Source organism: Haloferax sp. s1 (assembly GCF_058382125.1).
On sequence record NZ_JBZRPK010000161.1, the window covers coordinates 1 to 1507 of the forward strand.

2 protein-coding genes are annotated in these 1507 nt (G+C 60.2%); both read right to left on the bottom strand.

Annotation, left to right across the window (positions count from 1 at the left end; translation table 11 throughout):
* Window positions 1-110 precede the first annotated feature (110 nt).
* Window positions 111-941: an ABC transporter permease gene (locus QT222_RS01245; protein ID WP_014732745.1), complete on the bottom strand. Its 831-nt coding sequence runs from the start codon at window positions 939-941 to the stop codon at window positions 111-113.
* Between the two features lie 2 nt (window positions 942-943).
* Window positions 944-1507 (bottom strand): ABC transporter permease (locus QT222_RS01250; RefSeq protein ID WP_491476044.1); only part of this gene is annotated, 564 nt, incomplete at its 5' end.

The following is a 1507-nucleotide window of genomic DNA, read 5'->3' on the forward strand; positions in this document are numbered from 1 at the left end:
GCCGACGACACCGAGTGTTTCACCGTCGGCAATCTCTAGGTCGAGACCGTCGACCGCGACCGATTCGTCGAACCGTTTGGTGACTCCGTCGAGTGTGATTCGTGCCATGGTCAGATTCGGTTGAGTGGGCGATGACCACCGAGTATTTGCAACAACACGGTAACGCCGGCGACCAGCAGGAAGAACACGGAGAGGGCCGCTGCCGTCGTGAGGAACGAACTGTTCGAGATGTGGCCCTTCAAGAACAGTGCGAGCGGTGGTGTTCCCCGGGAGAAGACGATGTACGAGAAGTTGAATTCGGCCGCCGCGAGCGTCCAACAGACTATCGAGCCGGAGATAATACCCGTCTTGGCGTTCGGGATGATGACGGTCAAGAACGTGCGAGTCCACGAAGCGCCGAGTGACCGGGCGCTCTCTTCGAGTTGCCGTAACGGCATCGACTCGAAGCTACCGAGTACCGCCATCACCATGTACGGTGCTTTCAGAAGCGAGTAGCCGACGATGAGTCCGAAGTTCGTCGCGGACAGTTCGGGGTACGCTCGGAGGAAGGCAACACCGAGGATAATCCCGGGTGCGAGCGGCAGGACCGCGAAGGTACTCGTCCAGTTACGGCCCCAGAATTCGTAGCGGGCGACCGCATAAGCAATTGGAATCCCGACGACGAGGTTGATGAGAACACCACCGAGCGCCAACAGGAGCGAGAAACCCAGAGAAGCGCCGATGGACGTGTCGGCCGCGTCTTGGACGCCGCCGCCGATTCCGAGTACGTACTTCCAGTGGCTGAGTGTGACGAATCCCGTCGGGAGAACACCGGTCCACTCGCGGGCGAACGAACTGACGAAGGTGAGGACGATTGGGAGCACGAGTAGGATGATAGTCCCTACGAGGACCCCGGTAACGAGGATTCGTCCGGGGTGGGCCGTCGGTGACCGTGGACGCATCGTCATATCGACACCTCCGCGTCGGTGAGTCGAAGCCCGAGGAACGTCGCCGCAAAGACGAAGACGAACCAGACGGTCGCCATCGCCGACGCCATCTGGATATCGAAGCCGTTTGCGAGTTCGCGATTGATTTGGAGCGTCCAAACTGGTGGCGAGATTGCCTTCAGAATCAGCACCGTTCCGAAGATGGCGAGTGCGGTGCGGAACGTAAGGATACCGGCACCGACGACACCCGAACGAATCTGTGGGAACGTAACGTATCGAAACGTCTGCCACGGGGTCGCACCCAGTGACCGAGCGGCCGCTTCGGCGTCCGTGTTGATCTCCGCGTACGTCCCTCGAAGTAACAGGAGCGAGCGGGGAACCATCGAATAGAGGTACGCGACGTACAGTCCGAACACACTCGTCGCGACGGCGAGCGACGTCGGGGCTCTCCCCGAAAACACCGCAAAGAGGTTCGTGAGGACACCGCTGTTTCCGAGGAGGACGATGATCATGAATGCTGCGACATAGCCGGGAACACTGTTCGGAAACGTGATGACGGTGCCGCGTTCACCCTTCGCCGG